This is a genomic window from Mesorhizobium australicum WSM2073, from assembly GCF_000230995.2.
Classification (GTDB): Bacteria; Pseudomonadota; Alphaproteobacteria; order Rhizobiales; family Rhizobiaceae; genus Mesorhizobium; species Mesorhizobium australicum.
Genome location: NC_019973.1, coordinates 2,247,687 through 2,273,341, shown reverse-complemented (window position 1 = coordinate 2,273,341; position 25,655 = coordinate 2,247,687). Strand labels below are relative to the sequence as shown.

Sequence of the window (25,655 nt, the reverse complement as noted above, 5' to 3'; positions counted from 1 at the left end):
GCCGGCTTCGGACCGGCTCCACAGTCAGGTCCGCGCCGAAAGGTGCGGTTTTGAGGCGGTGAAAGAATGCGTGCGGCCAAATTTTCGTTCAGCCCCCGTTCAGCCACGGTCCCATATTAGTCATTCGTAAAGCCGGACTGCATCCCCTGCAAGAAACTGCACGGTCCGGTACGAAGGAGACCAAGATGAACCGCATTTTCAAGACAGCCGTGCTGTCCGCAGCCGTGGTCGCCACCACGCTGGGGACCTTCTCGGCGGCCAATGCCGATGACTGGCGCCGTTGGCACCATCACGGCCATGGCCATGGCGATGCCGTGGCAGCCGGCGTTCTCGGCCTTGCCGCCGGCGCATTGATCGGTGGCGCATTGGCCAATGACCGGCCACCACCCGATTCCGACCGTTATTACGATGACGGTTACTACGATCGTGACGTGCGGGTGCGCCCTGCCCCGGTCCGCCGCTACTACGCGGAACCGCAGGTGGTCTATGCCGACCGTTACGCCGAACCGTGGACGCGCGGCTGGTACGAGTACTGCTCGGACCGCTACCGCACCTTCAATTCCCGTACCGGCACCTTCACCGGCAGCGACGGCGAACAGCATTTCTGCACCGCAAACTGAGGCTTCCCTGCCCCAAACAAAAAAGCGCTGACCCCGAGGCCAGCGCTTTTTTGTTGTCGGTTTGTTGGGCTTCCGGCAGCGGTCCTCATCTCATTCAGGTCAAAAACGGGTTGGTTCGCCGTTCCTCGCCAAAACGCCCGCCGGGGCCATGGCCGCAGATGAAGCCGATGTCGTCGCCGAGCGGCAACAGCTTGTTTTTGATCGAGGCGATGAGGGCCGCATGGTCGCCGCCGGGCAGGTCGGTGCGGCCGACCGAGCCGCGAAACAGAACATCGCCGACATGGGCGAATTTGGCGGCGCGGTTATAATAGACGACGTGGCCCGGTGCGTGGCCGGGACAATGCAGCACCTCGAACACATGGCCGCCGAACGACACCGTCTCGCCTTCGGCGAGGAACCGATCAGGCACGCAGTTTCGCACACCGCCGATGCCGTAGCGCCTGCCCTGGTTTTCCAGATTGTCGAGCAGCATCTTGTCGGCTTCATGCGGGCCGATGATCTCGACGCCGAGTGCTTCCTTCAGTTCCATGGCGCCGCCGGCATGATCGATATGACCGTGGGTGATCCAGATCGCCTCGGCCGCGATCGCGTTGTCCTTCAACGTTGCCAGCACCTTGTCGATGTCGCCGCCCGGATCCACGACGACGCCATGCTTGTCCTCCATGTCGAACAGGATGGTGCAGTTCTGCTGGAACGGTGTGACCGGCACGATGCCGGCATTGAGCTGACCCATGATCGTCCTTTCGCTGTGTCAGCGATCATGTAGAGGCATCGCTCAAAACCGTCCACAGCCGGAAGGCCAAACAGTGCGTCTCCAAAGGAATGGGCGGCCGAAGCCGCCCATTCTGCGAAGCCCGAGATCGGCAGGCTTATTTCTTCATGGCGCCCATGACCGCGCCGAGAATGCCGGTCAGGATCGCGCCACCGCCGGCGCCACCGACGATGTTCTGCAGGTTGAGCGCGCTGCCCAGGCCGCTGGTCGCCGCCGCGGCCGCGTCAGGACTGATCGCACCGCCGCCAAGCAGGCTGCCGAGGATCGCCGCGCCGCCGACACCGCCGATGGCTCCGCCCAGGATTTTGGGAAGCTGACCCATTGCCGCCGTCTTGATCGCCGCGCCGACCGCCTGACCACCAATGATGCCTGTGATGATCTGAATGATGATCGGAAGAAGCGTGTTCATGTCCATATGATTAGTCCCTCCATAGCTGCCAGCCTCCCGGGCCGACACCATCATGAGACGCCGAATTGGAGGAAAGTCAAATGCAGAAACGCTGAAATAAAAGGGGCGGCCCGAAAACCGCCCCTGCTTGCGCGAAAAGCTGTGACTATCGTTATTCTGCGGCGATAGCATGCTTGGGTTGAACGGCGATAGAATAGTCGTTCATGAGATTCTTGGCGATCTCGCCGACTTCGAATCGGTAAGGGCCGATCTCCGAAACCGGGGTTACTTCCGCTGCCGTTCCGGTCAGGAAGCACTGCTCGAACCCTTCCAGTTCTTCCGGCAGGATGGCGCGTTCGATGATCTCCAGGCCGCGATCCTTGGCGAGTCCAATGACCGTGCGGCGGGTAATGCCGTCGAGGAAGCAATCGGGCTTGGGCGTGTGGATCTTGCCGTCCTTGACGAAGAAGATGTTGGCGCCCGTCGCTTCGGCGACCTGGCCCCGCCAGTCGAGCATCATGGCGTCGGCATAGCCCTTGGCCTCGGCGGCATGCTTGGACATGGTGCAGATCATGTAGAGGCCGGCGGCCTTCGACCGCGACGGCGCCGTGCGCGGATCGGGCCGGCGCCATTCCGCCACATCGAGACGGATGCCCTTCAGCTTCTGCGCCGGGTCGAAATAGCTCGGCCATTGCCAAATGGCGATGGCGACGTTGATGCGGTTGTTTTGCGCCGAAACACCCATCTGCTCGCTGCCGCGCCAGGCGATCGGCCTGACATAGGCGTCCTGGAAGCCCTGCTTCTTCAGGAGCGTGGTCGACGCGTCGTTGAGCTCGGCCACCGAATAGGGAATCTTGAAGCCGAGCAGGCGTGCCGATTCATGCAGGCGTTCCGTATGCTCGTTGAGCTTGAAGATCTCGCCGCCATAGGCGCGCTCACCCTCGAAGACCGCGCTGGCGTAATGCAGGCCGTGGGTCAGCACATGAATCTTGGCGTCCCCCCACGGGACGAACGCGCCATTCATCCAGATGAAGCCGTCCAGTTGATCGAAGGGAACGGATGCCATGGTAACCTCCCGCGGGTCGCGACCCGCATATCCTAGTGTCGTTGCGTGTTCTTTTGGCAGCGCCATGTGGTTGGAGACGCCGGCCGGTGTCTGGAAGCGTAAGCGGATAATCGCGCCCTGGCAAACTCAGGAAGTTCCGGAAAAACCGGCTTGCCTCGCCTTTTCGTTCGCAATCCGCCCAAAAGCTTGTCAAAAATTACCATTGCAGGGAAATTACGTCAATAGTACTGACATAATCTCCTGTTCCCATGGAGAAATGATGACGGACAAAAGCCCAGCTGCCGGAAAACCGATCAGGACCGCAATCACCAGCGAGGACGGCATCGACTTCGCCATCATCGAACTCTTCTTCTTCGCCTATCGCGACTTCACTTCCGATCCCGATCAAATCCTGGCCGACTACGGCTTCGGCCGCGCCCACCACCGCGTGCTGCATTTCGTCAACCGCCGGCCGGGCCTGACCGTCGCCGAATTGCTCGACGTGCTGAAGATAACCAAGCAGAGCCTGGCGCGTGTGCTGAAGCAATTGATCGACACCGATCACGTCGTGCAGTTGCAGGGCCCGCGCGACCGTCGCCAGCGCGAACTCTATCCGACGGCCAAGGGCCGTGCGCTGGCGCTGGCGCTGGCGCGGCCACAGTCACGCCGCATCCGTGCTGCATTGGAAGATTCCGGCGCCACCGAACGGACCTTGGTGGAACGCTTCCTCGAAGCAATGGTCAATCCGGAACTGAGAGCTCAGATCGACGTTGGGTCCGCAAAAATGTCAGGGAAAAGCCATGGAGAGCACTGAGAGGGTCGACACCGCGGCCGCACCGGATGACGACGCACCACATCTGCTCGTGGTCGACGACGACACCCGCATTCGCAATCTTCTCAAGCAGTATCTGACCGAAAACGGCTTTCGCGTCACCGTCGCCGGCAATGCCGGCGAGGCCCGCCGCAAGCTCGCCGGCCTCGATTTCGACCTGCTCGTGCTTGACGTGATGATGCCGGGACAAAGTGGCGTCGATCTCACCAAGGCGCTGCGCGCCGAGAAGAACGTGCCGATCCTGATGCTGACGGCCTTGTCGGAGACCGACAGCCGCATCTCGGGGCTCGAAGCCGGCGCCGACGATTACCTGCCAAAACCCTTCGACCCGCGCGAGCTGATCCTGCGCATCAACAACATCCTGCGCCGTGGCGGCCCGGCGGCGACGCCCAAGGTCGAGCAGCTGGTGTTCGGCCCCTACACCTTCCAGATCGCCAGGCGCGAACTGAAGCGCGGCGGCGAGGCGCTGAAACTGACCGACCGCGAACAGGAGATCCTGGCGATCTTCGCCGCGCGCGCCGGCGAAACCATCCCCCGCCACGAACTCGTCGGCGACGATTCGGAAGTCGGCGAGCGCACCATCGACGTCCAGATCAACCGGCTGCGCCGCAAGATCGAGCGCGATCCGTCCAATCCGGTCTGGCTGCAGACCGTGCGCGGTATTGGGTATCGGCTCAGCGTGGAATAGAATGCCGGCGGCGGCCCAAGTGCATGGTCCCGAAAAGTGGGAACCGGTTTTCGGAAAAGATCATGCTCCAACAAAGAGTTGGATCAGGATGACGATTCAGCCAAACGTCATCCCGACCCAATACCGCCGACGGATGAAAAGAGCCAATGGCGACCACGGAACTGGAACAGCCGGACAATGACGGTTTGAGTGCACGCGCCACACGGTCGCTCAAGGCGGTGCCGCGCATCTGGAACCGGTTCTGGCGCCTGGTTTCGCTTTACATGCCCAAGCGCCTCTATGCGCGCTCGCTGATCATCGTCATCGCGCCGATGATCCTTTTGCAGTCGGTCGTCGCCTTCGATTTCATGGAACGCCACTGGGCAACCGTGACGCAACGCCTGTCGCAGGCCACCGTGCGCGACATCGCCGCCATCATCGACCTGATCGAGACTTATCCACACGACGCCGACTACGCCAACATCATCCGCATCGCGCAGGATCGCATGCAGCTGAAGGTCGATCTCCTGCCGCCCGATCCGCTGCCGCCGCCCGGTCCAAAGCCGTTCTTCTCTATCCTCGACGATGTTCTCTCCGCCGAAATCACCCGGCAGATCAACCGCCCCTTCTGGATCGACACTGTCGGCAATTCCAACATCATCGAAGTGCGCGTCCAGCTCGAGAACAAGGTGCTGCGCGTCTTCGTGCGCCGCAGCCAGGCCTATGCCTCCAACACCCACATTTTCCTGATCTGGATGGTCGGCACCTCGCTGGTGCTCCTGATGATCGCCATCCCCTTCCTGCGCAACCAGATCCGGCCGATCCTGGCGCTTGCCGAGGCCGCCGAAAGCTTCGGCAAGGGCCGGCCGATGCCGCGCGATTTCCGCCCGCGCGGGGCCGAAGAGGTGCGCCGCGCCGGCTTTGCCTTCATCCAGATGCGCGAGCGCATCGAGCGCCAGATCGAGCAGCGCACGGCCATGCTGACCGGTGTCAGCCATGATCTCAGGACCATCCTTACTCGCTTCAAGCTGCAGCTGGCGTTGGCCGGCGGCAAGGCCGAGACCAAGGCGGCGCTCGACCAGGACATCGAGGACATGCAGTCGATGCTGGAAGGCTATCTCGCCTTTGCCAAGGGCGAGGCCTCGGAGGACCCGGGACGTTTCGATCTGGAAGCCTATTTCCAGAAGCTTGGCGAAGAAGCGAACTTGCGCAAATGCAGGCTGTCGACGACGCTTTCCGGCGATCCGACCGTGCATGTCAGGCCGAATGCCTTCGCGCGGCTGCTGTCCAACGTCATCGGCAATGCCTTCCGCTATGCCCGCACCGTTGAGGTCACCGCCGACCACGGCCGCGGCTCGCTTCTGGTCACCGTCGACGATAATGGGCCAGGCATTCCGGCCGACAGGCGCGAAGACGTGTTCAAGCCCTTCGTGCGGCTCGACGAAGCCCGTAATCTCGACGCCAGCGGCACCGGGCTCGGTCTGTCGATCGCCCGCGACATCGCCCGCAGCCATGGCGGCGACATCACGCTCGACGACAGCCCGATGGGTGGCCTGCGCGCGGTGATCAAGGTTCCGGCCTGATTTCTATTTGGCATGATCTTGCCTGAAAACCGCTTTCGACTTTTCGGGATCACGGTCTGCTTCATCCGCCCGTCATGAAACCATGGTCAAGAGCGCGCATGAAGCGCGCGACCGCACTTGATTCGTCCTTGCCGCCTCACTTCGACCCCGTACCCGTCAGGGTGCGCTGGAGCGAAGCGAGGGCGGCCGCATGGTCGCCGTTCCGGCATCGTTTCAAGGCAACCGCCGACCTCCGGAGCAAAGGGCCGCCATGCGCATAGTGATGGTCACCGACGCCTGGCGCCCGCAGGTCAACGGCGTCGTCCACACGCTGGAGCGGCTCACCGAGACCCTGAAATCCTTCGACGTCGCGGTCGAGTTCCTGACCCCGAACATCTTTCGCACCCTGCCCCTGCCGACCTACCCCGACATCCGCCTGGCGCTGACCACGCCCGGCCATGTCGCGCGCCTGATCGACGGCTACAAGGCCGACCACATTCACATCGTCACCGAGGGACCGCTGGGTATCATGGCGCGGCGCCATTGCCGCAATGCCGGCCGGCCGTTCACCACCAGCTACCACACCCGCTTTCCCGAATATCTCAGCGCCCGCCTGCCGGTACCGGAGAGCTGGGCCTATCGCTGGCTGCGCGATTTCCACAATTCGGGCCAAGGCACGCTGGTCGCCACCCAGTCGCTCGCCGACGATCTCACGGCGCGCGGCTTCAACAAGCTGAGGCCCTGGACGCGTGGCGTCGACACCGAGCATTTCCGGCCCGACAAGCGCAAGGACCTCGGCTTCCCCAGCCCGGTCTTCCTCTGTGTCGGCCGCGTCGCCATCGAAAAGAACCTGTCGGCCTTCCTCGACCTAGACCTGCCCGGCAGCAAGGTGATCGTCGGTGAAGGGCCCGAGCTTGCCAAGCTGAAGGCGAAATATCCGAAGGCGCATTTCCTCGGCCATCGCCCCAATGACGAACTGGCCGAAATCTACGCCTCCGCCGACGTCTTCGTCTTTCCCAGCCGCACCGACACTTTCGGTAACGTCATCATCGAGGCGCTGGCCAGCGGCACGCCGGTCGCCGCCTACCCGGTGACCGGGCCGATCGACATCGTTGGTGATGGTGTCGGCGGTGCTGTTTCCACCGATTTGCGCGAGGCCGCGCTGGCCGCGCTCGACGTCAGCCGCGACCAGGCCCGCGAGCGCGCCATGCGCTACAGTTGGAAGGCCTGCGCGGAAATGTTTCTCGACGCGGTCGGGGAAGCACTGGGAACGACGCGCAAGCTGGCGGCCTGATCCGACAGGCCGGCGGGGACGCCAAGGAACGAGGCGGTATTCTGTTTGACCTCGGAAAGCCTAGAACAGCCTGCCGCCATCCGGCACCCTGCGCTCGATGGCGCCCAACACCACGGCGCCCTCTTCATCGGGAAAGCCGAGCGTCAGCACTTCCGACATGAACGGGCCGATCTGGCGCGGCGGGAAATTGACCACCGCGAACACCTGTCGGCCGATCAAGGTCTCGGGCGAATAGTATTTGGTGATCTGCGCCGAGGACTTCTTCACTCCGATCCCAGGCCCGAAATCGATCTTCAGCCTGAAGGCCGGCTTGCGCGCCTCCGGAAACGGTTCGGCCTCGACGATCGTGCCGGCACGGATGTCGACACGATCGAAATCGGCAAAGCTGATTTCAGGCTTGCGCTCGTTGTTTGAACTCATGTCGAACGCTTCTGCTCAGGCGTTGCCGAAGGTCTCGAACAGCACGCCGGCCAGCGCGTCCTTGGCCGAGGTTCCCGACCAGACGACGAACTGGAAAGCCTGGAAATAGCATTCGCAGGCTTCCAGCGCCGAGGACAAAAGCACCTCGACCTGCTGGCTCGAGGGTTCGACCCCGCCGGCGAGCAGCAGCGACTGGCGGAACATGATCGCGCCTTCCTGCTCCCAGAGGTCGAAATGGCCGAACAGCATCTGTTCGTTGATCAGCGACAACAGCCGCATCACTTCCAGCGTGCGGGCTTCCGGCACCTTGATGTCGAAGGCGCAGGCAAGGTGCAGCGCCTCGAAATCCTCCATCCACGAGAAGGAGACGTGATAGTCGGTCCAGCTGCCGGCAACCGAGATCGAGATTTCGTCATCGCCGGCCCGTTCGAAGGACCAGTCATTGTTGTGGGCCACCTGCTCGATCACATCCACCGGATGGATTTCGCGGGAAAATTCGAGTTCGAGAAGTTCCATGGAATGCTTCCTGTGTTCAGGGGGAGCGCCACACGCTCCGCGGGGCACACACGACGAACAATCTTGTCTAGAACTCGGACGGCCGGGACTTATCAACGCAAAGACCCCAGACCGAACCCCACCGCCCGGTTGCATGACCCTGCTCCGAATCATGCAACAAATTCAGTCTATTGATCGGGAGTCGCGTGAACAGCCCAATTTTTCGCACTGCGTCATTCGCATGTGGAAAGGTGCCTGTCACAAAGAGTCACGCAATGCCGGTAAGCGATTCACGGCAAAGCGATTTTCAGGCTGGTGCTTTGTGGAAAAGTTTAACGAATTATTTTTTCGGCTTGGGCTTCGCCGGCGCCGCAGGTGTGGCCTGACCGGTCAGCTCGGCGATCCTGGCCTCGAGCGTCTCGATGCGCGAGGCGAGCCTGCCGTTTTCTTCCCTCGCCTTGGCGGCCATCTCGCGCGCGGCCTCGAACTCCTCGCGCTGCACGACATCCATGGAGTTGAGGATGCGTTCCGCCTGGCCCTTGAAGGCCGTCTCCACCTCGCGCCGCACGCCTTGAGCGGCACCGGCGGCATCGGTCATCAGCTTGGCGAATTCATCGAGAATGCGGTTCGGTCCGGTCGACATGGCAAATCCTCGCTTGCTTGATTTGAATTAGTGAGGTGGCGCGAGGAATGCAAGAACGTTGGGGTCCGAGGCGGCCTCCGCGCTGCTATGGCGCACGGCCCGCATGATGGGCGCGGGTCCTGCAGGAGCCTCTCGAACGGCTCCCAAGCTGTACTTGGTAGCGGCAAGTCGCCTATTGTAAGGCCCTCGTCTCCCTTCACGCACGTTTCAATCAGGACAACCAATGGCAACGCCCCCGCGCAGACCGACAAATCCGATGGAAGCCGCCGAAGCAGTCTTCAAGCCGGTCAAGAAACCGGCCGCGGCCCCGCCTCGCGAACCCTCCGCCGCACCGAATGCCCGCGAGCTTGTCTCGATCAGGATCGACCGGGCCGTGCTCGATCATTTCCAGGAAGATGGTCCCGGCTGGCAGGACAGGATCAACGACGCCTTGCGCGAAGTGGTGGCCGCCAAGCCCAGGGGGTAAGCACGCCCACCCCGGCGACGGAGCTGGAAGCGAATCTGTTCCCGGACCCGAATCTGTTCCCGGACCATTGACCCCCGTGACCTTGCCTTGACCCTGCCAAAACCCTGCCGCATGGTCCGCGCCGATCGCAACCGAGAGCTCCCCGTTGAACGAATATTTCCTGCTGCCGCTGGCTTCGCTGCCTTTTCCCAATATCAATCCGATCCTCGTCCAGATCGGGCCGCTGGCGGTGCACTGGTACGGCATCGGTTACATCGTCGGCATCCTGTTTGCCTGGTGGTATGCCAAGCGGCTCACCGCCAATCCTAAACTCTGGCCCGACGGCGTCCTGCCGATGAAGCCTGAGGATCTCGACGATTTCATCGTCTGGGCGGCCATTGGCGTGGTTCTGGGCGGCCGCACCGGCTATGTCCTGTTCTACGACCTGGCGCGCTATATCGCCCATCCGCTCGACATCTTCGCTGTCTGGCAAGGCGGCATGTCCTTCCATGGCGGCCTGCTCGGCGTCATCCTCGCCATGACGCTGTTTTCCATGAAGCGCGGCATCCGCACCTGGTCGCTGTTCGATGTCGTGGCAGCTGGCGTGCCGGTCGGTCTCGGTCTCGTGCGCGTCGCCAACTTCATTAATTCCGAGCTCTGGGGGCGGCCCACCGATGTGCCCTGGGCGATCGAATTCCCCAACGGCGGTCCGTTCACCCGCCATCCGAGCCAGCTCTACGAGGCCTTGCTCGAAGGGCTGGTGCTGTTTGTCGTGCTGCGCATTCTTACCCATTCGCGCCTCAAGCTGAAGACACCGCGCTTTGTCGGCGGCGCCTTCATCTGCGGCTACGGCCTGTCACGAATTTTCGTGGAGTTCTTCCGCGAGCCCGACCAGCAGCTCGGCTATCTCCTCGGCACCAACTGGCTGACCATGGGCATGATCCTGTCGACGCCGATGGTGCTGGCCGGCATCTGGGCGATGGCGACGGCCAAGCCGGTGACGCAAGCGCAGCCGCAGGCGACATGACGCGGCTGAAGGCTCGCATCGTCGACCTGATCGAGGCGGTCGGTCCGATGCCCGTCAACGAATACATGGCGCTGTGCCTGTTCGATCCGCGCGATGGTTATTACACGACACGCGAGCCGTTCGGCGCGGCCGGCGATTTCATCACCGCACCGGAGATCAGCCAGATGTTCGGCGAACTCGTCGCTGTCTGGCTTTACCAGGCTTGGGCGGCGATCGGCCGGCCCATGCCGGTCACCGTCGCCGAGATCGGCCCCGGCCGCGGCACGCTGATGAAGGACATGCTGCGCACTCTGTCGCGGCTTGATCCGGCCTTGGCCAACGGCGCCGCCTTCGCCATGATCGAGACCAGTCCGCGCTTGGCCGAGATCCAGAAGCAGACGCTTGGAGCGACACCCTTCGCGATAGACTGGCATGAAGCGATCGAGACCCTGCCCCATCAACCGCTGTTGATCGTCGGCAACGAATTGTTCGACGCCGTGCCCATCCGCCAGTTCATCCGCGCCGGCGCCGACTGGCGCGAGCGCATGGTCGGCCTCGACGATGCCGACAATCTTTGCTTCTTCGCCGGCGCCGGCTCGGTCGACCCGACGCTGCTGCCCAGGGATGCGGCCGACGCGCCGCAAGGCGCGATCGTCGAAATCGCGCCCGCCCGCACCGCCTTAATGGCGGCGATCGCTGAGCGCATGGCGGCTCATGGCGGCGCCGGGCTATTCCTCGACTACGGCCATCTGCGGCCCGGTGTCGGCGACACGCTGCAGGCCTTGCGCCGGCACAGTCACGAAGATGTGCTGGCCAATCCCGGTGAGGCAGACCTTACGTCCCATGTCGATTTCGCCGCTCTTGCAGCGATCGTGCGCGCGCATGGTCTCGATGCCCATCTGTCGACGCAGGGCAATTTCCTGCTCGGCATGGGCATTCTGGAGCGCGCCGGCCAGCTGGGCGCCGATGCCGGCCAGGCGGCACGCGACAAGATATCGGATGCCGTCGAACGGCTCGCCGGGCCGCAAGCGATGGGCGAACTCTTCAAGGTCCTCGCCGTCGTTCCACGCGACGTCTCCGTCAGGCCCTTCGCAACGGCGGATTGACTTTTCGTCGCTACCCCTCCCAATCTCCCGTCCGGTAAAAGAGCCGCCGGACTGCCGGCCGCTTTTCCTTGACGAAACCGCCCACACGGACAACAACGCCCGCATGCTCAATCAGACCAAACCGGATCCCATTCGGTCGCTGCTGCTGGACAAGGCACAGACACAAGGCATCCGCCACGGCTATTTCACCCGCATCGGCGGTGTCTCCACGGGCATCTACCGGGGCCTCAACATCGGCACCGGGTCGGATGACGACCAGGCACTGGTGACCGAGAACCGCGCCCGTGTCGCCGCCTGGATGGGCGTGCCCGCAAATCATCTGCTGACCGCCTGGCAGGTCCATTCGCCCGACGTCATCGTCGCCAGGGAACCCTTTGCCGGCGAGCGGCCAAAGGCCGATGCCATCGTCACCGACCGGCCGGGCATCGCCATCGGCGCCTCTACCGCCGATTGCGGCCCGGTTCTGTTCGCGGATGCCGGCGCGCGCATCATCGGCGCGGCGCATGCCGGCTGGAAAGGCGCTTTGTCAGGCGTGCTCGAAAACACCATTGCCGCCATGGAGCGCCTCGGCGCCCGGCGCGAAAACATCGTCGCCGTGCTTGGCCCTTCAATCGGCCCTGCAAATTATGAGGTCGGGCCCGAATTCGTCGCCCGCTTCGTCGAGGCCGACAGCGAAAATGCCCGGTATTTCGTGCCTTCGGCCCATGCCGGCCATTCGATGTTCGACCTCAACCGCTACACGATCGACCGGCTGGCCAAGGCTGGTGTGACGGCCGATGGCCTTGGCCGCTGCACCTATGCCGAGGAAGATCTGTTTTACTCCTACCGGCGCACCACGCACCGCAGGGAGCCCGATTATGGCCGGCAGGTTTCGGCAATCGTTTTGGAGAAGGTATAATGGCGCTGCATTTTGAACGATCCGAATTCGACGCGCGGCGCGACCGGCTGATGATAGAGATGGCCGAGAAAAAGCTCGACGCCATCCTGCTGTTCGCCCAGGAAAGCATGTACTGGCTCACCGGCTACGACACGTTCGGCTTCTGCTTCTTCCAGTGCCTGGTGGTCAAGGCCGACGGCTCGATGGTGCTGCTGACCCGCTCGGCCGATCTGCGCCAGGCGCGCCAAACCTCGATCATCGACAACATCGTGCTGTGGACCGACCGCGACGGCGCCAATCCCGCGGTCGACCTGCGCAACCTGCTTAACGAACTCGACCTGCTCGGCGCCCGCATCGGCGTCGAATACGACACTCACGGCCTGACCGCCTATAATGGCCGCCGCCTGGACGAGCAGTTGCAGACCTTCGGCCAGATCGCCGACGCCTCCGGCATCGTCGGGCGGCTGCGCCTGTTCAAGAGCCCGGCCGAGGTCGCCAAGGCCGAAAAGGCAGCCAATCTCTCCGACGACGCGCTGGACGCGGCCCTGCCGCTGATCAAGCAGGGCGGCGACGAGGCGCTGATCCTGGCCGCCATGCAGGGCGCGATCTTCGCCGGCGGCGGCGACTATCCGGCCAACGAGTTCATCATCGGCTCCGGCGTCGATGCGCTGCTGTGCCGCTACAAGGCCGGCCGCCGCAAGCTCACCAAGAACGACCAGCTGACGCTCGAATGGGCCGGCGTCTTCCATCACTACCATGCGCCGATGATGCGCACGGTGCTGACCGGCAAGGTCTCCAAGCGCCATCAGGAGCTGTTCGACGCCGCACGCGCGGCACTTCTGGCCGTCGAAAAGGCGATGACGCCGGGCAACAGCTTCGGCGATGTGTTCGACGCCCATGCCCGCACCATGGAAGCGCACGGGCTGACCAAGCACCGGCTGAACGCCTGCGGCTATTCGGTCGGCGCCCGCTTCACGCCGTCCTGGATGGACATGCCGATGTTCTACCAGGGCAATCCCGAGCCGATCGCGCCGAACATGACGCTGTTTGCCCACATGATCATCATGGACTCCGAGACCGAGACGGCGATGACGCTTGGCCGCACCTACCTGACCACCGAATCCCAGCCGAAGCCGCTGTCCCGCCATGATCTCGACTTGATCGTGCAGTGAATCCATAATGGGAGGCGTTCTTCGCCAAGGAGTTAGAAGGCAAATGAGACGATCGCATGTGACGACCGTGTCATTGCTTGTGGCATTGGCTTTGACCGCCTGCACCAACGCAAAGGACGTCCTCGAACCTTCCGCCATCACCCCGCCGGCGGCCTCGGCGCAGCCCGCACCGGCCACGCAAGGCAGCGCTGCCGCCACCGTTCCCGCCCCGGCGCCATCCACGGCCGCGACGGCCACCACGACGGCGGGCGCGCCCGCGCCCATCACTTCGGCCCAGGCCGCCGCCATCCTGGCGAAGACCCGGCTGCAGATCGCGCCGATCGTCGGCGCTTCGGTGGAAGCCGCCACGCCGCTGACGGCGGAACTGCAGACACGCGCCAGGCAGCGCGGCATCACGCTGGCCGGCAGCCAGGACCAGACCGCGACCCATGTGCTCAAGGGCTACTTCTCGGCGATGACGGAGGGTAAGGACACCACGGTCATCTATGTCTGGGATGTCTACGACCCCTCCGGCAACCGGCTGCACCGCATCAACGGCCAGATGAAGGCGCCTTCCACCGGTTCCCGCGACAGCGCGGGCGCCGACAGCTGGAAGTCGGTCTCGCCAGCCACCATGCAGGCGATCGCCGACCAGACCATCGACCAGTTTGCGGCCTTTCTCAGCGGCAAGGCGAGTTGAGGTGTTGCCAGCCGGTGATGCCGAACAGCTTTCTTAGGCTTAGCCGGCGGATTCACGATCTCGGCGCTTGCAATAGCCGCGCGGGCCGCTAAAAGCCCGGTTAAAAGGTGCAGGAGAGTCCGCCAGGCTTCTCCGTCCTCCACCAGGAACGGTGCATGAAACTCTTCGCGGGCAATTCCAACAGGGTGCTGGCCGAAGCGGTCGCCCGCTATCTCAACGTCCCGCTGGGCAAGGCCAGTGTCAGGCGCTTCGCCGACCAGGAAATCTTCGTCGAGATCCAGGAAAACGTGCGCGGCGAGGATGTCTTCATCCTGCAGTCGACCTCGTTTCCGACCAACGATCACCTGATGGAACTGCTCATCATGATCGACGCCTTCATGCGCTCGTCGGCCAAGCGCATCACGGCGGTTATTCCCTATTTCGGCTATGCCAGGCAGGATCGCCGCGCTTCCGGGCGCACGCCGATCTCTGCCAAGCTGGTCGCCAACATGATCACCCGTGCAGGTGTCGACCGGGTTTTGACGCTGGATCTCCATGCCGGCCAGATCCAGGGCTTTTTCGACATCCCCACCGACAATCTGTTCTCGGTGCCGGTGATGGCCCGTGACGTCAAGGCGAAGTACAAGCAACTCGGCAATGTCGTCGTCGTGTCGCCCGATATTGGCGGCGTGGTGCGTGCGCGTGCGCTTGCCAAGCGTTTCGACGCGCAACTTGCCATCGTCGATAAGCGCCGTGAGCGTCCCGGCGAATCGGAAGTCATGAACATCATCGGCGCGGTCGCCGGCAAGGATTGCCTTTTGATCGACGACATCGTCGATTCCGGCGGCACGCTGTGCAATGCCGCCGACGCACTGCTAGCCAACGGCGCCACCAGCGTCACCGCCTATATCACCCACGGCGTGCTGTCGGGCGGCGCGGTCGCTCGCATCAGCGGCTCGAAGCTGCAGGAACTGGTGATCACCGATTCCATCCAGCCGACGCAAGGCGTGCTCGACGCACCCAACATCCGCGTCATCTCGATCGCCGACCTGATGGGCGAAGCCATTTCGCGCACAGCGACCGAGGAATCGGTCTCGAGCCTGTTCGACTGAAAACCAGTTATCCCTGCGGCCCAAGTTACCCCTGCGGCCCAAATTGCTCATGCGGCCCAAGTTACCCCTGCGGCCCAAGTTATTCCTGCGGCAAGGCCGATGGCGTCGGCGCCTCCAACCGGGCCGGGGCTCGCCGCATGCCTTCGCCGGCATCACGCGCGCCGCGCATATAGCCGCGCGGCGAGGAGCCAAGCATGCGCTTGAACATGGTGATGAAGGCCGGCACGCTGTCATAGCCGAGATCGAGCGCCACCCGCGTGATCGGCTCGCCATCGGCGAGCCTCGGCAGCGCCGCGAACAGGCAGGCCTGCTGGCGCCATGTCGACAGCGACAGGCCGGTCTGCCGCTGGAAGGCGCGCGTGAAGGAGCGCCGGCTCATGCCGACGGTATCGGCCCATTCGTCGATGGTCGCGTGCGGTGAGGGTGCGGCGACGAAACGCCGGCAGAGCGCCGCCAGTTTGGGATCCGACGGGAACGGCAGGCCGAGCGGCCGCTCCGGCAATTGCGGGATCTCATGCAGCAGCAGGCTCATGATCAGGCCACCGCGCCCTTCCAGTTCGCCGCCTTGCGGCAGCTTCTCGGATTCCACGATAAGACTGTGCATCAGGTCAGTGACGCCGACGACGCGCATGCCCTCCGGCAGGCCTGGGATCGCCTGCGGTATGACATAGACCGAGCGCATCGAGACGTCGCCGAGCATCTCGACGGAATGTTCGATGCCGGCTGGAATCCACATCGCATGGTCCGGCGGCACCATCCAGCGCCCATGCCGCGTCGTCACCAGCACGACGCCGACCAGCGCATGCAGCAACTGGCTGCGGCTGTGGTGGTGGTGCGGCACGTGGTAGCCATCCGGATATTCGGTCGGCAGCACCACCGCCGGCCCGACCGCCTGCTCGAGCCACTGCCAGCGCAGCCCGTGCAATTGCTCGAGGTCGGTGTGGCCGGCGCCGAAAATTTCCCTGGTTTTTGGCATTCGAGATGGCCCACTTGCGAAACTATTGGACCAAACCACGAAAGAAGTCGCCTGGCAACCGGACTATAAGGCTGCCTGCGGGAAGCGCCCGCCACGTCGCCTGCGGTAACAACCCGCCAAAAAGACTACGGAGCCTATCTTGACCGATACGACCGCCACCAGCGTCGCGCCGCCTGCGACCGCCAGTCACGCGTCAGCCCAGGCTACGGCCTTCACCGTTATCCTGGCGGTGAGCCTCTGCCACTCCATCAACGACATCATGCAGTCGCTGTTATCGGCCATCTATCCGCTTCTGAAAGACAATTACGGCCTCGACTTCTGGCAGATCGGGCTGTTGACCTTCACCTTCCAGGTAACGGCATCCCTGCTGCAGCCGATCATCGGCGCGGTCACCGACAAGCGGCCGATGCCTTACTCGCTGCCCTGGGGCATGGCATCGTCGCTGATCGGCCTGGTCGTGCTGGCCTATGCCGGGCACTACTACCTGCTGCTGATCGGCGCCTCGCTGATCGGCATCGGTTCGGCGATCTTCCATCCGGAATCCTCGCGCATCGCCCGCTTCGCATCCGGCGGCCGGTTTGGCCTGGCGCAGTCGCTGTTCCAGGTCGGCGGCAATTTCGGCCAGTCCATGGGTCCCTTGCTGGCCGCCTTCATCGTCGTGCCTTTCGGCCAGACCAGCATCGCCTGGTTCGCCGTCGGCTCGCTGATCGGCATCGTCATCCTGTGGCAGGTCGGCGGCTGGTACAGCCGCCTGCGCGCAGCGCAAGGCAATCGCAAGGCGGCAAGCTTCGTGTCGCCCTTCCCGCGCCGCAAGGTGATGTGGGCCCTGGCGGTGCTGACCTTGCTGGTGCTGACCAAGAACGCCTACATCGCCAGCCTGGCCAGCTACTACACCTTCTATTCCATCCATAAGTTCGGCGTTTCGGTGCAGATGTCGCAGGTCATGCTGTTCCTCTTCCTCGGCTCTTCGGCGCTGGGCATCCTGCTCGGCGGTCCCTTCGGCGACCGCTATGGACAAAAGGCGATGATCTGGTTCTCGATCGTCGGTGTCCTGCCCTTCACCCTGGCGCTGCCCTACGCCAACATGGAATGGACGATGGTGCTGACCGTGCTGATCGGCCTCATCCTGTCGTCGGCCTTCTCCAACATCGTCGTCTTCGCGCAGGAGCTGGTGCCGGGCCGCGTCGGCACGATCGCCGGCATCTTCTTCGGCTTCGCCTTCGGCGTCGGCGGCATCGCGGCCGCGGTGCTTGGCGTCGTCGCCGACATGAAGGGCATCGACTTTGTCTTCCAGATCTGCTCCTACCTGCCGTTCCTGGGGCTGCTGACGGTGTTCCTGCCCAACATGAAGGAAGCCCGGAAGGCGCAAGCGGCCGCTTGAATCATCTGTTCCAGGCAAAAGGCACCCGCCATATGGCGGATGCCTTTTTCTGTTCAGGCGGAGGGCTTCAGGCCTTGAAGAAAGCCAGCAGGTCGGCGTTGATGACATCGGCGTGGGTGGTGGCCATGCCGTGCGGAAAGCCCTTGTAGACCTTGAGCTCGCCCTTCTTGAGCAGCTTGATGCTCAGCAGCGCCGAGTCGGCGATCGGCACGATCTGGTCGTCGTCGCCATGCATGACCAGCACCGGCACGTCGATCTTCTCGAGGTCTTCGGTGAAGTCGGTCTCCGAGAAGGCTTTGATGCAGTCGTAATGCGCCTTGGTGCCGCCCATCATGCCCTGGCGGTACCAGTTGTCGATAATGCCCTGCGAGACCACGGCGCCCGGACGGTTGAACCCGTAGAACGGGCCAGCGGGAACATCCAGATATAGCTGCGCGCGGTTGGCGGCGACGCCGGAGCGGAAGCCGTCGAAGACCTCGATCGGCAGGCCGCCGGGATTGGCTGGGGTCTTGAGCATGATCGGCGGTACCGCGCCGAGCAACGCTGCCTTGGCGACACGGCCGCCCGCTCCATACTGGGAGACATAGCGCGCCACCTCGCCGCCACCCGTCGAATGGCCGACATGGATGGCGTCCTTGAGGTCGAGATGCGCGACAAGTTCAGCCACATCGGCGGCATAGGTGTCCATCTCGTTGCCGATATCCGTCTGCGTCGAACGGCCGTGGCCGCGGCGGTCGTGGGCGATGACCCGGTAGCCTTGGCCCAGGAAGAACAGCATCTGTGCATCCCAGTCGTCGCTGCTCAGCGGCCAGCCGTGATGGAACACGATGGGCTGACCGGTTCCCCAGTCCTTGTAATAGATCTGCGTGCCGTCCTTGGTGGTGATCGTGCCGCTGCCTGAGCCTGGTTTGGTCTGCGAGGTCATCTCAATCTCCGTTTGATTGCTGTCGCGATAAAAAATATCACGATACCAATATCGCTAACCCAGCTCGAGGTTCTTGTCCATGGAAATATGTATCGCGATATCTTTTTCCGTGGTACATAATGCGTGCGCTTAATCGGCAAAGGAATCCACCGTGCCTCTCCCGCTGGACAATCAGCTCTGCTTCACGCTCTACGCCACCAGCATGGCGATCAATCGCACCTACAAGCCGATGTTGGACGAGATGGGGATCACCTATCCGCAATATCTCGTGCTCAACGCGCTGGGAGAGGCCGACGGCATGTCTGTCGGCACGATCGCGCACAGGCTCGCTTTGGAATCGAGCACGGTCACGCCGCTGGTGAAGCGGATGGAGCAGGCCGGCCTGGTTACCCGCCAGCGCAGCCAGACCGACGAGCGCCAGGTACAGGTCGACCTGACACCGGCCGGCCGCAAGCTGCTCGTCCAGTGCAACTGCCTGAACGAGACCCTGGTCGAACGCTCGGGCATGACGCTGGCCGAACTCGACACGCTGAACCGGCAGGTCCAGGCGTTGCGCGACGCGTTGAGCGGCGACCGGTAGCAACGGCCTTCCCACCCGCCGCTTGCACGCCTGCCCGCCTTCCGCTATAGAGCCGCCACCCGCGTAGACACCCTTGGAGGCAACGCGGCGGAAGGCTGCCTTCCCCTTGTGATCCCGAACAAAGATCCGCTCGCTGCGGTTTCCGGCATTCGGACATCGAGGTCTGGCGGCTTTCGACGTTTACGGCCTGGTACATTGCCAACCGTAGGCGCTCCATAACACGCGAAAGGAAAAGCCATGAGCCACGATACTTACGAGCTCAAGGCCGAAGCGCGCGAACAGGTCGGTAAGGGGTCCGCCCGTGCAGTTCGCCGCAACGGTAAAGTGCCTGCAGTAATCTATGGTGACAGACAGCCTCCCCTGGCGATCGCGCTCACCTACAAGGACATCTACTACAAGATCCACGGCGGCGGGTTCCTGACCACGATCGCCACGATCGATGTCGACGGCAAGAAGATCCAGGTCCTGCCGAAGGACTTCCAGCTCGACCCGGTCAAGGATTTCCCTGTCCATGTCGACTTCCTGCGCATCGGCAAGGACACCGAAGTCAACGTCGATGTTCCCGTGCACTTCATCAATGAAGACAAGTCACCCGGCATCAAGCGGGGCGGCGTGCTCAACATCGTGCGTCACGAAGTCGAGTTCCACTGCCCGGCCAATGCGATCCCGGAATTCATCACCGTCGATCTCACCGGCGCCGACATTGGCGATTCGATCCACATCTCGTCGGTCAAGCTGCCGGCCGGCGTCAAGCCCGTCATCTCCGACCGCGACTTCACCATCGCGACCGTTGCCGGTTCGTCGGCGATGAAGCCGGAGACCGAAGAGACAGCTGAGGCCGCGGCTCCCGAAGCGGCTCCCGCCGCCGAAGAGAAGTAACTCTTTTCACGCCCGGAGGCGACGATGCCAGAAAAGACAGCGCTTGTCTTTGCCGGCCTCGGCAATCCGGGCGCGAAATACGCTGAAAACCGGCACAATGTCGGCTTCATGGCGGCGGACGCTATCGCCCGCCGCCATTCCTTTTCACCCTGGTCGAAGAAGTTCCAGGGCCTGATTTCCGAGGGCACGCTCGGCGGCGAAAAGATCATCCTGATCAAGCCGCAGACCTTCATGAACCTGTCCGGCCAGTCGGTCGGCGAAGCGCTGCGCTTCTACAAGCTCGACCTTTCCGCCCTCACCGTCTTCTATGACGAGATCGACCTTGCCGAAGGCAAGCTGCGCATCAAGACCGGCGGCGGCGCCGGCGGCCACAACGGCATCCGCTCGATCGACGGCCATGTCGGCAATGCGTACCGCCGTGTGCGCATCGGCGTCGGCCATCCCGGCGTCAAGGAAATGGTCCAGCATCATGTGCTCGGTGATTTCGCCAAGGCCGAGCGCGACTGGCTCGACCCGCTGCTCGACGCGATCGCCGACAATGCGGCGATGATCGTCAAGGGCGACGAATCCGGTTTCATGAACAAGGTCGCCCTCGCCGTCCAGGGCAAGACCGGCGCCGAACCGGAAAACCCGGCGCGGAAGCAGTCGAGCCCGAAACAGCAAAGTCATGTCCGCCAGGCCCGCCCTCAGCAGCCGGTCGCCAAGCTGCCGGAAAGCGGCCCCATGGCCGCCATGCTGAAGAAACTGTTCGGCAACAAGGACTGAAGCGTAGAGGCATGCGGCGTCACGGGACTTGACGTTCCCAACCCCTATCGCCCATAGCCTCATCGAATTTCGCTTTTCCCGATAGGACCGGACAAAATGGGTTTCAAATGCGGCATCGTCGGCTTGCCCAATGTCGGCAAGTCGACGCTCTTCAACGCGCTGACGAGGACGGCCGCCGCGCAGGCCGCCAACTACCCGTTCTGCACCATCGAACCGAACACCGGCGAGGTGGCGGTGCCCGATCCGCGCCTGCAGAAGATCGCGGCGATCGGCAAGTCGAAGGAGATCATCCCGACCCGCATCTCCTTTGTCGACATCGCCGGCCTGGTGCGCGGCGCCTCCAAGGGCGAAGGCCTGGGCAACCAGTTCCTCGCCAACATCCGCGAGGTCGACGCCATCGTGCATGTGCTGCGCTGCTTCGAGGATGACGACATCACCCATGTCGAGGGCCGCATCGACCCCGTCGCCGACGCCGAGACGGTCGAGACCGAGCTGATGCTCGCCGACCTCGACAGCCTCGAGCGCCGCATCGTCCAGTTCCGCAAGCGCGCCGGCAGCAAGGACAAGGAAGCGACGACCGTGCTGCCGATGATGGAGGCCGCGCTCGAGCTGCTGCAGGCAGGCAAGCCGACCCGCATCCTGCTCGACGGCATCTCGGCGGAAGATCTGCACATCTTGCAGGGCTTGAACCTTCTGACCTCACATCCCGTGCTCTACGTCTGCAACGTCGCCGAGGCGGACGCGGCCACCGGCAACGAGCACACCAGGGCCGTGGAGCAGATGGCCGCAGCGCAGGGCGCCCGCACTGTCGTCATTTCGGCCGCGATCGAAGCCGAGGTTGCGCAGCTCTCCGACGAGGAAGAGATGGAATTCCTGTCCTCGCTCGGCCTCGACGAGCCAGGCCTGAACAAGGTGATCCGTGCCGGCTACGAATTGTTGCAGCTCATCACCTATTTCACCGTTGGGCCGAAGGAGACGCGCGCCTGGACCGTGCACAAGGGCGCCAAGGCGCCGCAGGCGGCCGGCGTCATCCACACCGATTTCGAGCGCGGCTTCATCCGCGCCCAGACCATCGCCTACAACGACTTCGTCACGCTGGGCGGCGAAGTGGCGGCCAAGGAAGCCGGCAAGGCACGCGACGAAGGCAAGGAGTACGTCGTCCAGGACGGCGACATCATGCTGTTCAAGTTCAATACCTGAGGAGGTCGCGGCGGAGCGACCCAACCGTCAGTCGGACAGCACCATCCCTGCCGCAGAGTTTCGCGGGGGTATTGAAGACCATAAGTCGCCTTACTCCGATCAGCACCCGGTGGAGACCGATGAAAGCCATGTCCCATTATTTGCTAACGCAAATTTCTAGCTTGCGCGCGGATGCCCGCCAACACGGCTCGGCTGATCACTGCTAAAATCGGCCAATATGCAGCCGAACCGGCCAGCTTGGCGAAAAATGTCAAACGGCTGAAAGGCCGGCCAGGCTTCAGGCTTAGGGTCGGGGACTACCGTATTATCTTCGATCAGGAAGGCACGGTAATGGACATTCTGGAGATCGGACCGCGCGGTAGCATCTACGAGGACTGAGGACATGAACAAGCCCACCATCATTACCACGCCGAATGGCGACCGTATGGCTATTCTGCCACTCGCTGATTACGAGAGCCTTGTTGAAGCGGCGGAGGACGTGGCCGACATTCAAACCTACGATCAGATCAAGCAAAAGATCACTGCCGGCGAGGAGGAGCTTATTCCGGTCGCCGTCGTCAACCGCATCCTGGACGGCGAGAATAAGATCCGCGTCTGGCGCGAGCATCGCGGGATTTCGGCTCGCGACCTCGCTGAAAAGACTGAGATCAGCGCAGGCTATCTCTCGCAGATCGAGACAGGCACCCGCGACGGTAGCTTCGACACGATCAAGCGCATCGCCGCCGCCCTCAATGTCTCGGTTGACGATCTCGTATAGCGCCCGTTGCGAAAGACGAAAACGGGCTGTCGTATTCCATGCTCGCAGGCGCTGCCGACGTCGGCACAGGGCCATGTTTATTCGCGCAGGCGAGGCCACTACAAGTGAGCGTAGCTTAGCTACAGCCGACCACCGCCCGGCCTCCGACCCAAACAGTGGCAATATTGGCCCGTGCCGCATTGAGCACGATCTTCTGAAAGACGTCGTCGAGCGTATCGTCGGCGCCGTTGACATGGATGTTCGAGGCGCTCGCTTTGGTGTCGATCAGCAGCGCGTCGAATTCGTGTCCGACGCGAAAACTGCCGGTCGGCAGGTCGAGCGCTTCCGCGCCTCCCGCGGTCGCCAGCCAGAACGCTTCCTGATGCGTGATCGGCTCGCCGGGCGCGCCGCGCTCCTTTGCCGGCAGGCCGGCATGCACGCCGCTCTGCAATGTTCTCGAGGCCGACAGCGCGTTCCGGCAACCGTCGAACAGCGATGGGCTGTAGCCGCCTGAAATATCGGTGCCGAGCCCGACATGCATGTGCCGGTCGAGCGCCTCGCGAAGCGGAAACACTGCATTGGCGAAGTAGACGTTGGACAGCGGGCAATGAGCGACGCCGGCGCCCTTCTCCTTGATCAGGTCCATGTCCTGCCCATCGATGAAGTTCGAATGCGCCAGGATCGTATGACGGGTGAGCAGGCCGAAACCATCGAGGCTTGCCGCATCCGTTTGGCCGAAGCGCGCTTCCACGAACTGCTTTGCCCAATCGCTTTCGGAGCAATGGGTCTGCACGTGGCAGCCGAACTCTTCCGCGAGTTCGCCCAGCCCCTGCAAGGCCGCGTCGGTGCAGCTTGGAATGAAGCGCGGCGTGATCACCGGCTGGACAAGCGGCCTCTCGCCCGGATCCAATGACATGACGGCCTCGATGAAGCGCCTGGTATCCGAAACAGCGCTTGCCGCATCGGCATCGCGATAGAAGGGCGGACACTGTTCGGGGTCGTCCATCACCACCTTGCCGACCAGGGCACGCTGGCCTTTCTCAAGACATGTCTCGGCGAGCGCCACGCTCGCCTCGACATGGACGGTGGCGAAATAGAGCGCGGTGGTGGTGCCGTTGGCGAGCAGATTGTCGACCAGATCAGCATAGACCGCACGAGCATAGTCCAAATCCGCATAGCGGGCCTCGAGCGGGAAAGTGTATTTCCGCAGCCAGACTTCGAGCGGCACGTCCAGCGCCTTGCCCATCTGCGGCCATTGCGGCGCATGGATGTGCAGGTCGACGAGCCCCGGCAGCAGGAACTGCCCCTCGCCAAGTTCCACCAGCCTGCCCGCCCGGCGAGCATCGCTTATCGTGGCCGTGTATTCCGGGTGGCCGGGCGCCTGGATCTCGGCGATGCGCCCCTGTGCGTCGACGCAGAACAGGTGCTCCTCCAGCACCTCCAGCCTGCCGCGCTCAGGCGTATGGAAGGCGGTGCCGAGCAGCGTGAAAGGATCTGCCGTCATATCGTCGCTCCGGTGCTGCTGGCGGGCGGGGCTGCCAATGCGTGGCCTAGAAGAAAACAGTTGGCAAACATTTCCGCCGCTGTCCTTTGCCGCCGACTGATCCCATGATCGGCCGGGGATTTCCAGAGGGGACATCATGGAACGCGTTGCGCCAGAAATCAGTTTGATCGCCCAGCCGGACGATCCGTTGCCCCTGGGCAAGGCCGCCCTGCTCGGCCTCCAGCACGTGCTGGCGATGGACGTCTATATCGTGCCGTTCATCATCGCGTCGGTGCTTGCCTTCAGCGTCGGCGACGCCGGCGCCTTCATCCAGTCGGCCTTCGTGGCGGCAGGCATCGCAACCCTGATCCAGTCGCAGTTGCTGATGCGGCTGCCCGTCGTCCAGGGACCGTCCTTCGTCCCGATCGGCGCGGTGCTGGCGATTGCCTTTGGCGCCGGCGGCGGCCTGCCGGGCCTGTCGGCCGTGATCGGCGCACTCATTCCGGGCGCCATACTGGTCATGCTTCTGGGATCGCCGACAAAGCTCTTCCACCGCCTCGTCAACCGCTTCGTGCCGTCCATCGTCGGCGGCGCCATCATCATCGTCGTCGGCGTCGCACTGATGCCGGTGGCACTGAAGGAGAGCGTCTTCGCCGTCCACGGCACCGCCACCGTCGGCGGCAACATCGTCCTCGCCTTCGTCGCCGCGGCGGTGCTTGTCGGCTGCATGCTGATCGGCATGGCGCTTGGCGCGAAAGGCGCATGGCTGCGCCTGCTGTCCGTGATCATCGCGCTTGTGGCTGGCAGCGTGGCCGCCGCCTTCATGGGCCAGCTCGACATGACGGGCGTTTCCGCCGCGACCTGGTTTTCCATGCCGCGCATCGCCTTCCTCAATCTCGATGTCACCTTCTCCTGGTCGGCGACGCTGACCATGCTGATCGTCTACATCGTCGTCCTGGCCGAAACCACCGGCACCTGGTTCGCGGTCGGTGCCGTCATCGACAAGCCGCTCTCGGACGAGCAGCTCGACCGGGGCGCCACGGGCGAAGGCCTTGGCTGTCTGATCAGCGCGCTGCTGTGCAGCACGCCGGTCACCGGCTATTCGTCCAACGCCGGCATCATCGCCATCACCGGCATCGCCAGCCGTGCCGCCTTCGGGGCGGCCGGCATCTTCCTGGTGCTGTTCGGGCTGATCGGCAAGCTTTCGGCGGTCATCGCCTCAATCCCGGGGCCGGTCATCGGCGGCGTCTTCGGAGTGCTTTGCGTCGTCATCGCCATGAACGGTTTTCGGGTGGTGCGCGGGACGCCGCTGACCGAACGCAACATGCTGGTCATCGGCCTGCCCATCCTGATGGCGCTGTTCGCCACGCTGGTACCGCCGGATTTCGTCAAGACGCTGCCCGATATCGTGCAGTACATTCTGGGCTCATCCATTGCCTTCGGCGCCGTCTGGGCGATCGTCCTGCACCAGATCCTGCCGAACGCCCGCTAGCCGATCGGAGGCGCCGCAGCTGGCCCCTACGGCCGCCGCGGGCCCGATCGCGCCGGCTGGCTCACCAGAAAGGACTTGACCAAATCGCCCGCGGCCTGCATCCGGGTTCGCCGATCCATGCGGA

The 25,655-nt window shown here is 63.4% G+C and carries 29 protein-coding genes; 20 read left to right on the top strand and 9 right to left on the bottom strand.

The genetic code is table 11. The features are described from left to right. Positions 1-185: 185 nt before the first annotated feature. A complete protein-coding gene (locus MESAU_RS10920) occupies positions 186-620 on the top strand; it encodes a BA14K family protein (protein ID WP_015316107.1) in 435 nt (144 codons plus the stop codon). Positions 621-714: 94 nt separating this feature from the next. Here the strand turns inward: MESAU_RS10920 and MESAU_RS10915 are convergent, their stop codons facing one another. The 3 genes from MESAU_RS10915 to MESAU_RS10905 form a co-directional block, all read right to left on the bottom strand. Then, on the bottom strand, positions 715-1,353 hold the full coding sequence (locus MESAU_RS10915; RefSeq protein WP_015316106.1) for an MBL fold metallo-hydrolase: 639 nt from the start codon (positions 1,351-1,353) through the stop codon (positions 715-717). Positions 1,354-1,489: 136 nt separating this feature from the next. Then, positions 1,490-1,807 carry a hypothetical protein gene (locus MESAU_RS10910; RefSeq protein ID WP_015316105.1) on the bottom strand — a complete coding sequence of 106 codons (318 nt, stop codon included), beginning with the start codon at positions 1,805-1,807 and terminating at the stop codon, positions 1,490-1,492. A 145-nt stretch (positions 1,808-1,952) separates the two neighbouring features. Continuing rightward, a complete protein-coding gene (locus tag MESAU_RS10905) occupies positions 1,953-2,846 on the bottom strand; it encodes a branched-chain amino acid aminotransferase (protein ID WP_015316104.1) in 894 nt (297 codons plus the stop codon). Positions 2,847-3,105: 259 nt separating this feature from the next. Between MESAU_RS10905 and MESAU_RS10900 the strand changes: the two genes are divergently transcribed. From MESAU_RS10900 to MESAU_RS10885, 4 genes are all read left to right on the top strand, one after another. Further along, the gene (locus MESAU_RS10900; protein ID WP_015316103.1) at positions 3,106-3,639 is read left to right on the top strand and encodes a MarR family winged helix-turn-helix transcriptional regulator; all 534 of its coding nucleotides are present in this window, start codon (positions 3,106-3,108) and stop codon (positions 3,637-3,639) included. Continuing rightward, positions 3,626-4,345 (top strand): response regulator, encoded by a 720-nt coding sequence (locus tag MESAU_RS10895; RefSeq protein ID WP_015316102.1) that lies wholly within the window; start codon positions 3,626-3,628, stop codon positions 4,343-4,345. Before MESAU_RS10900 ends, MESAU_RS10895 begins: the two co-directional genes overlap by 14 nt. A gap of 146 nt (positions 4,346-4,491) precedes the next feature. After that, entirely contained in the window at positions 4,492-5,907 is a 1,416-nt protein-coding gene (locus MESAU_RS10890) for an ATP-binding protein (RefSeq protein WP_015316101.1), read from the top strand. 250 nt (positions 5,908-6,157) lie between these two features. Beyond that, positions 6,158-7,180, top strand: a complete 1,023-nt coding sequence (locus MESAU_RS10885) for a glycosyltransferase family 4 protein (protein WP_015316100.1) — start codon at positions 6,158-6,160, stop codon at positions 7,178-7,180. 60 nt (positions 7,181-7,240) lie between these two features. On the opposite strand, the gene MESAU_RS10880 is transcribed toward MESAU_RS10885, so the two are convergent. From MESAU_RS10880 to MESAU_RS10870, 3 genes are all read right to left on the bottom strand, one after another. Next, positions 7,241-7,600, bottom strand: a complete 360-nt coding sequence (locus MESAU_RS10880) for a tRNA-binding protein (RefSeq protein ID WP_015316099.1) — start codon at positions 7,598-7,600, stop codon at positions 7,241-7,243. A 15-nt stretch (positions 7,601-7,615) separates the two neighbouring features. After that, positions 7,616-8,116, bottom strand: a complete 501-nt coding sequence (locus MESAU_RS10875; RefSeq protein ID WP_015316098.1) for a type III secretion system chaperone family protein — start codon at positions 8,114-8,116, stop codon at positions 7,616-7,618. Between the two features lie 319 nt (positions 8,117-8,435). Further along, positions 8,436-8,738 carry an accessory factor UbiK family protein gene (locus MESAU_RS10870; RefSeq protein ID WP_015316097.1) on the bottom strand — a complete coding sequence of 101 codons (303 nt, stop codon included), beginning with the start codon at positions 8,736-8,738 and terminating at the stop codon, positions 8,436-8,438. A gap of 223 nt (positions 8,739-8,961) precedes the next feature. Here MESAU_RS10870 and MESAU_RS10865 point away from each other — a divergent pair, with 223 nt between their 5' ends. From MESAU_RS10865 to MESAU_RS10835, 7 genes are all read left to right on the top strand, one after another. Further along, on the top strand, positions 8,962-9,204 hold the full coding sequence (locus MESAU_RS10865) for a BrnA antitoxin family protein (protein ID WP_015316096.1): 243 nt from the start codon (positions 8,962-8,964) through the stop codon (positions 9,202-9,204). 145 nt (positions 9,205-9,349) lie between these two features. Beyond that, complete coding sequence (gene lgt, locus MESAU_RS10860; protein ID WP_015316095.1) at positions 9,350-10,210, top strand: prolipoprotein diacylglyceryl transferase; 861 nt, start codon at positions 9,350-9,352, stop codon at positions 10,208-10,210. Further along, positions 10,207-11,295, top strand: a complete 1,089-nt coding sequence (locus MESAU_RS10855; RefSeq protein WP_015316094.1) for a class I SAM-dependent methyltransferase — start codon at positions 10,207-10,209, stop codon at positions 11,293-11,295. The genes lgt and MESAU_RS10855 overlap by 4 nt, the downstream gene beginning before the upstream one ends. Positions 11,296-11,398: 103 nt before the next feature. After that, entirely contained in the window at positions 11,399-12,193 is a 795-nt protein-coding gene (gene pgeF, locus MESAU_RS10850) for a peptidoglycan editing factor PgeF (protein WP_015316093.1), read from the top strand. Further along, on the top strand, positions 12,193-13,344 hold the full coding sequence (locus tag MESAU_RS10845; protein WP_015316092.1) for a M24 family metallopeptidase: 1,152 nt from the start codon (positions 12,193-12,195) through the stop codon (positions 13,342-13,344). The genes pgeF and MESAU_RS10845 overlap by 1 nt, the downstream gene beginning before the upstream one ends. 43 nt (positions 13,345-13,387) lie before the next feature. Next, a complete protein-coding gene (locus MESAU_RS10840) occupies positions 13,388-14,023 on the top strand; it encodes a hypothetical protein (protein WP_015316091.1) in 636 nt (211 codons plus the stop codon). Positions 14,024-14,178: 155 nt separating this feature from the next. Beyond that, the gene (locus MESAU_RS10835) at positions 14,179-15,114 is read left to right on the top strand and encodes a ribose-phosphate pyrophosphokinase (protein WP_015316090.1); all 936 of its coding nucleotides are present in this window, start codon (positions 14,179-14,181) and stop codon (positions 15,112-15,114) included. 79 nt (positions 15,115-15,193) lie between these two features. Here MESAU_RS10835 and MESAU_RS10830 read toward each other — a convergent pair whose 3' ends face one another. After that, positions 15,194-16,090: an AraC family transcriptional regulator gene (locus MESAU_RS10830; protein ID WP_015316089.1), complete on the bottom strand. Its 897-nt coding sequence runs from the start codon at positions 16,088-16,090 to the stop codon at positions 15,194-15,196. Between the two features lie 139 nt (positions 16,091-16,229). Here MESAU_RS10830 and MESAU_RS10825 point away from each other — a divergent pair, with 139 nt between their 5' ends. Next, positions 16,230-17,471 (top strand): MFS transporter, encoded by a 1,242-nt coding sequence (locus MESAU_RS10825; RefSeq protein WP_015316088.1) that lies wholly within the window; start codon positions 16,230-16,232, stop codon positions 17,469-17,471. Between the two features lie 67 nt (positions 17,472-17,538). Here MESAU_RS10825 and MESAU_RS10820 read toward each other — a convergent pair whose 3' ends face one another. Then, positions 17,539-18,396: an alpha/beta fold hydrolase gene (locus MESAU_RS10820; protein ID WP_015316087.1), complete on the bottom strand. Its 858-nt coding sequence runs from the start codon at positions 18,394-18,396 to the stop codon at positions 17,539-17,541. A 151-nt stretch (positions 18,397-18,547) separates the two neighbouring features. Here MESAU_RS10820 and MESAU_RS10815 point away from each other — a divergent pair, with 151 nt between their 5' ends. From MESAU_RS10815 to MESAU_RS10790, 6 genes are all read left to right on the top strand, one after another. Continuing rightward, positions 18,548-18,976 (top strand): MarR family winged helix-turn-helix transcriptional regulator, encoded by a 429-nt coding sequence (locus tag MESAU_RS10815; RefSeq protein WP_015316086.1) that lies wholly within the window; start codon positions 18,548-18,550, stop codon positions 18,974-18,976. A 237-nt stretch (positions 18,977-19,213) separates the two neighbouring features. Continuing rightward, the gene (locus MESAU_RS10810; protein WP_015316085.1) at positions 19,214-19,855 is read left to right on the top strand and encodes a 50S ribosomal protein L25/general stress protein Ctc; all 642 of its coding nucleotides are present in this window, start codon (positions 19,214-19,216) and stop codon (positions 19,853-19,855) included. 24 nt (positions 19,856-19,879) lie between these two features. Next, complete coding sequence (pth, locus tag MESAU_RS10805) at positions 19,880-20,620, top strand: aminoacyl-tRNA hydrolase (protein ID WP_015316084.1); 741 nt, start codon at positions 19,880-19,882, stop codon at positions 20,618-20,620. A gap of 96 nt (positions 20,621-20,716) precedes the next feature. Continuing rightward, complete coding sequence (ychF, locus tag MESAU_RS10800) at positions 20,717-21,820, top strand: redox-regulated ATPase YchF (protein ID WP_015316083.1); 1,104 nt, start codon at positions 20,717-20,719, stop codon at positions 21,818-21,820. A gap of 171 nt (positions 21,821-21,991) precedes the next feature. Further along, positions 21,992-22,198 carry a type II toxin-antitoxin system RelE family toxin gene (locus tag MESAU_RS10795; protein WP_041163329.1) on the top strand — a complete coding sequence of 69 codons (207 nt, stop codon included), beginning with the start codon at positions 21,992-21,994 and terminating at the stop codon, positions 22,196-22,198. 4 nt (positions 22,199-22,202) lie between these two features. Then, complete coding sequence (locus tag MESAU_RS10790) at positions 22,203-22,577, top strand: helix-turn-helix domain-containing protein (protein ID WP_015316082.1); 375 nt, start codon at positions 22,203-22,205, stop codon at positions 22,575-22,577. A gap of 115 nt (positions 22,578-22,692) precedes the next feature. Here the strand turns inward: MESAU_RS10790 and guaD are convergent, their stop codons facing one another. Next, a complete protein-coding gene (gene guaD / locus MESAU_RS10785) occupies positions 22,693-24,060 on the bottom strand; it encodes a guanine deaminase (protein ID WP_015316081.1) in 1,368 nt (455 codons plus the stop codon). Positions 24,061-24,196: 136 nt separating this feature from the next. Between guaD and MESAU_RS10780 the strand changes: the two genes are divergently transcribed. Further along, complete coding sequence (locus tag MESAU_RS10780) at positions 24,197-25,531, top strand: uracil-xanthine permease family protein (RefSeq protein WP_015316080.1); 1,335 nt, start codon at positions 24,197-24,199, stop codon at positions 25,529-25,531. Positions 25,532-25,655: the final 124 nt, after the last annotated feature.

What these genes read in the sequence shown, in the direction of transcription:
- MESAU_RS10890 (WP_015316101.1), top strand. Translation starts at nt 4,492, where the DNA reads ATGGCGACCACGGAACTGGAACAGCCGGACAATGACGGTTTGAGTGCA.
- guaD (WP_015316081.1), bottom strand. Translation starts at nt 24,060, where the DNA reads ATGACGGCAGATCCTTTCACGCTGCTCGGCACCGCCTTCCATACGCCT.
- MESAU_RS10845 (WP_015316092.1), top strand. Translation starts at nt 12,193, where the DNA reads ATGGCGCTGCATTTTGAACGATCCGAATTCGACGCGCGGCGCGACCGG.
- MESAU_RS10875 (WP_015316098.1), bottom strand. Translation starts at nt 8,116, where the DNA reads ATGGAACTTCTCGAACTCGAATTTTCCCGCGAAATCCATCCGGTGGAT.
- MESAU_RS10885 (WP_015316100.1), top strand. Translation starts at nt 6,158, where the DNA reads ATGCGCATAGTGATGGTCACCGACGCCTGGCGCCCGCAGGTCAACGGC.
- MESAU_RS10820 (WP_015316087.1), bottom strand. Translation starts at nt 18,396, where the DNA reads ATGACCTCGCAGACCAAACCAGGCTCAGGCAGCGGCACGATCACCACC.
- MESAU_RS10795 (WP_041163329.1), top strand. Translation starts at nt 21,992, where the DNA reads ATGCCCGCCAACACGGCTCGGCTGATCACTGCTAAAATCGGCCAATAT.
- MESAU_RS10895 (WP_015316102.1), top strand. Translation starts at nt 3,626, where the DNA reads ATGGAGAGCACTGAGAGGGTCGACACCGCGGCCGCACCGGATGACGAC.
- MESAU_RS10835 (WP_015316090.1), top strand. Translation starts at nt 14,179, where the DNA reads ATGAAACTCTTCGCGGGCAATTCCAACAGGGTGCTGGCCGAAGCGGTC.
- MESAU_RS10910 (WP_015316105.1), bottom strand. Translation starts at nt 1,807, where the DNA reads ATGGACATGAACACGCTTCTTCCGATCATCATTCAGATCATCACAGGC.
- MESAU_RS10880 (WP_015316099.1), bottom strand. Translation starts at nt 7,600, where the DNA reads ATGAGTTCAAACAACGAGCGCAAGCCTGAAATCAGCTTTGCCGATTTC.
- MESAU_RS10920 (WP_015316107.1), top strand. Translation starts at nt 186, where the DNA reads ATGAACCGCATTTTCAAGACAGCCGTGCTGTCCGCAGCCGTGGTCGCC.
- MESAU_RS10840 (WP_015316091.1), top strand. Translation starts at nt 13,388, where the DNA reads ATGAGACGATCGCATGTGACGACCGTGTCATTGCTTGTGGCATTGGCT.
- MESAU_RS10855 (WP_015316094.1), top strand. Translation starts at nt 10,207, where the DNA reads ATGACGCGGCTGAAGGCTCGCATCGTCGACCTGATCGAGGCGGTCGGT.
- MESAU_RS10780 (WP_015316080.1), top strand. Translation starts at nt 24,197, where the DNA reads ATGGAACGCGTTGCGCCAGAAATCAGTTTGATCGCCCAGCCGGACGAT.
- pgeF (WP_015316093.1), top strand. Translation starts at nt 11,399, where the DNA reads ATGCTCAATCAGACCAAACCGGATCCCATTCGGTCGCTGCTGCTGGAC.
- MESAU_RS10790 (WP_015316082.1), top strand. Translation starts at nt 22,203, where the DNA reads ATGAACAAGCCCACCATCATTACCACGCCGAATGGCGACCGTATGGCT.
- MESAU_RS10905 (WP_015316104.1), bottom strand. Translation starts at nt 2,846, where the DNA reads ATGGCATCCGTTCCCTTCGATCAACTGGACGGCTTCATCTGGATGAAT.
- MESAU_RS10865 (WP_015316096.1), top strand. Translation starts at nt 8,962, where the DNA reads ATGGCAACGCCCCCGCGCAGACCGACAAATCCGATGGAAGCCGCCGAA.
- MESAU_RS10900 (WP_015316103.1), top strand. Translation starts at nt 3,106, where the DNA reads ATGACGGACAAAAGCCCAGCTGCCGGAAAACCGATCAGGACCGCAATC.
- MESAU_RS10870 (WP_015316097.1), bottom strand. Translation starts at nt 8,738, where the DNA reads ATGTCGACCGGACCGAACCGCATTCTCGATGAATTCGCCAAGCTGATG.
- MESAU_RS10810 (WP_015316085.1), top strand. Translation starts at nt 19,214, where the DNA reads ATGAGCCACGATACTTACGAGCTCAAGGCCGAAGCGCGCGAACAGGTC.
- pth (WP_015316084.1), top strand. Translation starts at nt 19,880, where the DNA reads ATGCCAGAAAAGACAGCGCTTGTCTTTGCCGGCCTCGGCAATCCGGGC.
- MESAU_RS10830 (WP_015316089.1), bottom strand. Translation starts at nt 16,090, where the DNA reads ATGCCAAAAACCAGGGAAATTTTCGGCGCCGGCCACACCGACCTCGAG.
- MESAU_RS10915 (WP_015316106.1), bottom strand. Translation starts at nt 1,353, where the DNA reads ATGGGTCAGCTCAATGCCGGCATCGTGCCGGTCACACCGTTCCAGCAG.
- ychF (WP_015316083.1), top strand. Translation starts at nt 20,717, where the DNA reads ATGGGTTTCAAATGCGGCATCGTCGGCTTGCCCAATGTCGGCAAGTCG.